Origin of the sequence: Sphaerospermopsis reniformis, from assembly GCF_005402885.1 — a bacterium.
GTDB lineage: Bacteria > Cyanobacteriota > Cyanobacteriia > Cyanobacteriales > Nostocaceae > Sphaerospermopsis > Sphaerospermopsis kisseleviana.
In genome coordinates this window covers 1-4,772 of record NZ_BJCE01000324.1, presented here as the reverse complement: position 1 = coordinate 4,772, position 4,772 = coordinate 1, and the positions used below count along the sequence as shown (strand labels likewise).

11 protein-coding genes are annotated in these 4,772 nt (G+C 33.4%); 2 read left to right on the top strand and 9 right to left on the bottom strand.

Annotated elements, in window-relative coordinates:
• Nucleotides 1–172: 172 nt before the first annotated feature.
• The 6 genes from FFR48_RS25520 to FFR48_RS30675 form a co-directional block, all read right to left on the bottom strand.
• Nucleotides 173–316 (bottom strand): type II toxin-antitoxin system HicA family toxin, encoded by a 144-nt coding sequence (locus tag FFR48_RS25520; RefSeq protein ID WP_236104182.1) that lies wholly within the window; start codon nucleotides 314–316, stop codon nucleotides 173–175.
• A complete protein-coding gene (locus FFR48_RS25515) occupies nucleotides 317–535 on the bottom strand; it encodes a type II toxin-antitoxin system HicB family antitoxin (protein ID WP_137669294.1) in 219 nt (72 codons plus the stop codon). It lies immediately after the preceding gene.
• 75 nt (nucleotides 536–610) lie between these two features.
• A complete protein-coding gene (locus FFR48_RS25510; protein WP_137669293.1) occupies nucleotides 611–958 on the bottom strand; it encodes a type II toxin-antitoxin system PemK/MazF family toxin in 348 nt (115 codons plus the stop codon).
• Nucleotides 937–1,161, bottom strand: coding sequence for a ribbon-helix-helix domain-containing protein (locus FFR48_RS25505; RefSeq protein WP_137669292.1), 225 nt, complete (start codon nucleotides 1,159–1,161; stop codon nucleotides 937–939). The genes FFR48_RS25510 and FFR48_RS25505 overlap by 22 nt, the downstream gene beginning before the upstream one ends.
• 149 nt (nucleotides 1,162–1,310) lie before the next feature.
• Nucleotides 1,311–1,520, bottom strand: a complete 210-nt coding sequence (locus tag FFR48_RS25500; protein ID WP_096565597.1) for a YgiT-type zinc finger protein — start codon at nucleotides 1,518–1,520, stop codon at nucleotides 1,311–1,313.
• 1 nt (nucleotide 1,521) lies between these two features.
• Entirely contained in the window at nucleotides 1,522–1,671 is a 150-nt protein-coding gene (locus FFR48_RS30675) for a DUF4258 domain-containing protein (RefSeq protein ID WP_137669295.1), read from the bottom strand.
• A 143-nt stretch (nucleotides 1,672–1,814) separates the two neighbouring features.
• Here FFR48_RS30675 and FFR48_RS25490 point away from each other — a divergent pair, with 143 nt between their 5' ends.
• Nucleotides 1,815–2,081: a prevent-host-death family protein gene (locus FFR48_RS25490; protein WP_137669291.1), complete on the top strand. Its 267-nt coding sequence runs from the start codon at nucleotides 1,815–1,817 to the stop codon at nucleotides 2,079–2,081.
• A gap of 103 nt (nucleotides 2,082–2,184) precedes the next feature.
• Here FFR48_RS25490 and FFR48_RS25485 read toward each other — a convergent pair whose 3' ends face one another.
• From FFR48_RS25485 to FFR48_RS25475, 3 genes are read right to left on the bottom strand one after another with little or no spacing between them, the layout of a single operon-like run.
• Nucleotides 2,185–2,532 (bottom strand): hypothetical protein, encoded by a 348-nt coding sequence (locus FFR48_RS25485; protein WP_096565593.1) that lies wholly within the window; start codon nucleotides 2,530–2,532, stop codon nucleotides 2,185–2,187.
• Nucleotides 2,533–2,555: 23 nt separating this feature from the next.
• On the bottom strand, nucleotides 2,556–2,924 hold the full coding sequence (locus tag FFR48_RS25480; RefSeq protein WP_137669290.1) for a papain fold toxin domain-containing protein: 369 nt from the start codon (nucleotides 2,922–2,924) through the stop codon (nucleotides 2,556–2,558).
• A 47-nt stretch (nucleotides 2,925–2,971) separates the two neighbouring features.
• Nucleotides 2,972–3,208: a type II toxin-antitoxin system ParD family antitoxin gene (locus FFR48_RS25475; protein WP_137669289.1), complete on the bottom strand. Its 237-nt coding sequence runs from the start codon at nucleotides 3,206–3,208 to the stop codon at nucleotides 2,972–2,974.
• 494 nt (nucleotides 3,209–3,702) lie between these two features.
• On the opposite strand from FFR48_RS25475, the gene FFR48_RS25470 reads away from it, so the two are divergent.
• Complete coding sequence (locus FFR48_RS25470) at nucleotides 3,703–4,554, top strand: CFI-box-CTERM domain-containing protein (protein ID WP_137669288.1); 852 nt, start codon at nucleotides 3,703–3,705, stop codon at nucleotides 4,552–4,554.
• Nucleotides 4,555–4,772: the final 218 nt, after the last annotated feature.

Here is a 4,772-nt window from a genome sequence, read left to right as displayed (position 1 = left end):
TCATTATGTTCAAAATTTCCTTAATCTCTTGAAACAGTTCATCAATGTAGCCTGATTTTTACATTTGGCTTTTTAGCCAATGTCCAGAGCTACTGAAGACTTGAGGGTGAAGTGTGAATTCCTGCTGCTATGATTAGCACAAGTATCTCTATACATGGTTTTCCATATTCAATTAGAGATGATTAGGAACTGATAAAATAGGTTTTGATTCGTGCCAAAGTATGATATGACTTCCGGTTTGATGGTCTACAACATAGCCCAGTTTTTCAAAGATTTTGACTGCTTGTTTACCGGAGATATTTGATAAACGTCCCATTTATACTAATACTTCTCCTACAAAAGATTGAGATTCTTTTGGTACATAGGGTTTACCATGTTTTTCTAATACATGAAGATAGCCTTTTATAGCATCTTTGATATTTGTAATTGCTTCATCTAAGGTTTTACCTTGACTGACGCAACCAGGAAGTTCTGGTACTTCAGCAATGTAACCTTCGTATTCTGAATCATAGGTGAATATTACTTGAAATTTCATAGCGGTTTTTTTGGGAGGTCTTTTTTTAATTTAATAGTTGGGTTTTCTTGCGTCAACCTAACCTACTTACTACAATTAACTATTATTTAAACTCAGGTATCGCCGCAAAATATTTTGCGCTTTTTCTAATAATTCTGCTTCTAATTCTCCTAATTGTTGCGTTAAACGAACTTTATCAAAAGTCATCGGTTCAACACATATCAAAAGACTATCTACAGAAAGTCCGTTTTGTGCTGATGCAGGTACTTCTACTACTGCTGGAGAAATACGGGGGTTATTAGGTTTTGCGGAAGTAAAAGGTAAAACTGTGACTTTGCTGCGTTGGTTATTAAACAAAGTTCCAGAAATTATCAGTGCTGGACGAGTTTTTTGAATTTCTGTACCTACGGATGGGTCAAATGTTACGATCCAGATGCTTCCCATTCGGTAATCGCTATGTTTTGCCATTCACTTTCCCAACCTAATTCTAATTCATCAACCAAGGCGCAAGCTGCCGCTAGTGCTTCATTTTGTTGTTTTTCTTGCCATTGTTTCAAGAGACTTTCAATTAATGCACTACGGTTATCAACTTTTTGGTCAATGTAATTTAGTAGTTCATCTGGCAATGAAATTGAGATTTTAGCCATATCCTAACCAGGGTAATACTATTAGTAGTATAGCTGATTTTGATATTTTTAGTGTTTATAACTTTTTAATTCATGTTATTTAGTAATGGTTGGTTAGTTTGGGTAATGTTGGGTTTATTTGTGTCAACCCAACCTAATAACTAACGTAATTATGAACTTACTAAAACTTCTGTTTCTCGGTCTAAAACTGTCAGTGCTTCTTGAATTAATTCAACTTCACGAGCTTCAAAAAGTGATTCACCGCACTGCTCACAAACCCATGCAGGAATGGCATCCCAAGAGATATGATAGCCTTTTCTATCAATAGTAAAAGGGGCTGTTCCTCGGTGCATTTTACCTTTACAATATAAGCATTCCATTTTAAATTCTCCTCCTAAAATCAGATGACCATTGTGTTGGTTCGGGAATGTAAGCGGTGATAATTGCTAGATATTCGTTTTTGGGTGAACAAACTACATGAATTGCTCGGTTATTGTCTCCAAAACCTAATAATTCCTGATAGTTGTTGATGGTTGGGTGGTTTGGGTGATGTTGGGTTTTCTTGTGTCAACCTAACTTACTTACTTTAGTTGTAATAAAAACAATTAACTTATCCATATAAAACATGAAAATAATTGCTATAATAAAAATCTCAATCAGATTTATTAACTGTAATGACTATCAAAGAATTACTGTTACAAGAAATTGACAACACACCCAGCGAACTTTTAGAAGATGTGCTTGGTTTTTTGCAATCACTCAAAACAGCACCACAAAAACCCCCAGTTTCCTATCAAGAATTGTTAGAAAGAATAGATTACTTAGAAACAATAGTAGGTATTCGTAAAGGATTAGATGAATTTGAGCGCGGTGAAGGGATTCCTGCGGATCAAGCTTTGGCAACCTTACAAACAAAATATAATATTCCTCCTCACTCATGAATTATTAAGTTATTATTCAACCTACTGCATTTCAAGAAATTGAAAACTCCTATCGTTGGATGTGTGATAATTTGAGTGCTGAAGTACCAAATAATTGGTATTATCAACTTGAAGATGCTACTTCATTAATTTTTGCTGTTTCATGATTTTTCTGTTGTTGACTAAATTCTTCAAACAAGGTAAAAAATCTATCTACTGCGCTTTTTTCATCGGCTGAATGGAAAAGCAAAATACTTGACCATAATTGACCTGTTTCTACATTAAATTTCTGTCTTATCCATTGTAAAAAATCTTGAAATTCGGTTTCTTCTGCTGTTAAGGGAATACCAATTTCTCGACGAGCAAAATAGTAGCCGTCTAAAAAAGATTGGAGGCTAAAAATAGAGTTTTTACCTAAATACATTGCAGGTCTTTTTTTAATTTTTTGCAGTAATTTGTAGAGATTATCCATATTTAACTCCCTAATTTTCTAGGTTAAAAGTATGTTTCTGTGATTTGAAACTCTAATCCTGCATCTAAAATAGGTGAATAGAGATTCTGTATCCAGTCTAATCGCGTAATTCCTTGATGGTGGATGTTATCAACAACAATTTCCACCCCATTGATCTCAATTATAACACCTTCATGATGACCAGTAGTAGCAATCAATTCTCCAATACTATCATCATAAATTCTGCCATAAATGGGATCTTGAGAATTTGTATCTAGTTTAATATGTTTGCCATGAATACCTTGTCTAATTAAAAATTCTTTGATTGCTCTAGTGCAGGGGATACAATCAAATATTCCGTAACTTCTGGCAATTGCTATAATTTGTTGATAAATTATGTCCTCTTGATGCAAATTTGCTCCCGGTGCTAAATTTTAATAATTCTAGTATCAATTTTATTCTATCCTTGCACTGCTTGACGAATATCTTCCCAATCTTGTGCTGTCATTTCTGTTGTATTTCCAGAGTTCAAACTTTCTAAAAGTAGGGTTTGTAGTTGTTCTTTTGCTTTCTGTTTTTGGTCTTGTCGCACTAATTCCCGAAAATATTCACTAACGCTGCTGTAACCTCTTTGCGCTACTTGTTCTTCTATATAATCGCGCATGGTGTCAGGTAAGGAAATATTCATACTTTTCATAAGGTGATTTCCTGAATCTACTTTTTTATATTATGGCGGTTTTTGTCATTTTCTGCCATTGGTAGAAAAAACTATTTGTGATGGTTGGTGATGGTTGGTGATGGTTGGGTGGTTTGGGTGATGTTGGGTTTTATTCGGTTAACCCAACCTATCACTGAATTTCACAAAATATCATCAACTTGTTGACATCTTCTGTGTACCTACGTTATGCTTTAAAGTGTTATATTAATTACATAATTGCAAATTATGTTAAAAAAAGGGCAGGTATACCGAGTACAAGATAATTTTATGCTTGATAGTTACTTGGTTTATAAAGGTACAACTACATTGAATTACAATAATAAAGTTATATATATCTTTCAAGACTATGAAGATTATCTAGACGGGAAAGACACAGAAATAGATTTTGATGAGGAAAGGATAAAAGAACTAACTTTTACCCCTTATTAATTTTTGAGCAGGTAAATTAGACGTTGGTGAATTAGGGTAATTGTATGAATTATGACAAAAGCTACGAAGATATAACAGAAACCTTCAGAAGAAAAGGGAAAAAAATTTTAAAAGCGGCTTGTATAACCCAAATATTCCCTGAAGATGGTGCTTTTATGCAAGTTTTACCTGTAGATGAATATAAATCAGTTGGCGCTATTTTAGAGCCAAACCGAGATATACCAGTTCATAAAACTTGGTCTTTAATTCCAGTTATACAAATACATGGTCATCCTTCTTCTAAACTTGCTGATTATGCAACTATTAAAGAATACCTAGAAGAAATTATTGTTTGTTGTAAATCTTGTTTTGCAGCTTATAGAAAAACAAGGACTGATGATGAATCTGGATTTTTTGCTGTCAGTTGTGGTAGTCAAGACTTATGGATAGGTCATAATTTCATGCAAATTTTTAACTCAATGCAAAATCAGTGGGATGTTGAATGTATAGGAATTGATTCTAATCCAGAGAATTGTTTAATTAATTTGACCGAAAGACGACAAATTATCATAAAGTTAGATAACAATACCATAGAGGATAATAAGCCTAAAATTACTCCAAAAACTAATAATGTAAATACATCCAGCACATCAAATTTACAATCAAATACATCAGGAGATTGTTTTGTTGCTACTGCAACATTTGGCACTCCTTACGCTGAAGAAGTTTCTAAATATAGAAATTTTAGAGATAACTATTTGGTAAAAAATGCTCTAGGACGTATTTTTATTAAAGTATATTATTCTTTCCTTGGTCCATTATTAGCTAGAGCAGTCCGCAGCAACAAAACTCTCAAAAATTTAATGTCATGGCTACTTAGTAAGTTATTACTATTTTTACCAGAGGGAGGATCATAATCAATATCAAATAAATAGTGTCAACTAATATAATAGTTTTGAATACAGGATTTATCATGTCTAACAACAAAAATTTTGATTTTGACTCCTGGGGTAAGCTGTTGTGCAGCTAGATTGTATAATAGGGAATTAAGTAACTAAGCGATCGCTTCTGAATTATGCCAGCAAAAAACCATCTGTCTCAAGAACAGAGAGAAAAGCTCTTAAAACACCTAAAA

What these genes read in the sequence shown, in the direction of transcription:
- FFR48_RS25505 (WP_137669292.1), bottom strand. Translation starts at nt 1,161, where the DNA reads ATGGCTAAAATCTCAATTTCATTGCCAGATGAACTACTAAATTACATT.
- FFR48_RS25520 (WP_236104182.1), bottom strand. Translation starts at nt 316, where the DNA reads ATGGGACGTTTATCAAATATCTCCGGTAAACAAGCAGTCAAAATCTTT.
- FFR48_RS25500 (WP_096565597.1), bottom strand. Translation starts at nt 1,520, where the DNA reads ATGGAATGCTTATATTGTAAAGGTAAAATGCACCGAGGAACAGCCCCT.
- FFR48_RS25485 (WP_096565593.1), bottom strand. Translation starts at nt 2,532, where the DNA reads ATGGATAATCTCTACAAATTACTGCAAAAAATTAAAAAAAGACCTGCA.
- FFR48_RS25475 (WP_137669289.1), bottom strand. Translation starts at nt 3,208, where the DNA reads ATGAAAAGTATGAATATTTCCTTACCTGACACCATGCGCGATTATATA.
- FFR48_RS25510 (WP_137669293.1), bottom strand. Translation starts at nt 958, where the DNA reads ATGGGAAGCATCTGGATCGTAACATTTGACCCATCCGTAGGTACAGAA.
- FFR48_RS25470 (WP_137669288.1), top strand. Translation starts at nt 3,703, where the DNA reads ATGAATTATGACAAAAGCTACGAAGATATAACAGAAACCTTCAGAAGA.
- FFR48_RS25515 (WP_137669294.1), bottom strand. Translation starts at nt 535, where the DNA reads ATGAAATTTCAAGTAATATTCACCTATGATTCAGAATACGAAGGTTAC.
- FFR48_RS25490 (WP_137669291.1), top strand. Translation starts at nt 1,815, where the DNA reads ATGACTATCAAAGAATTACTGTTACAAGAAATTGACAACACACCCAGC.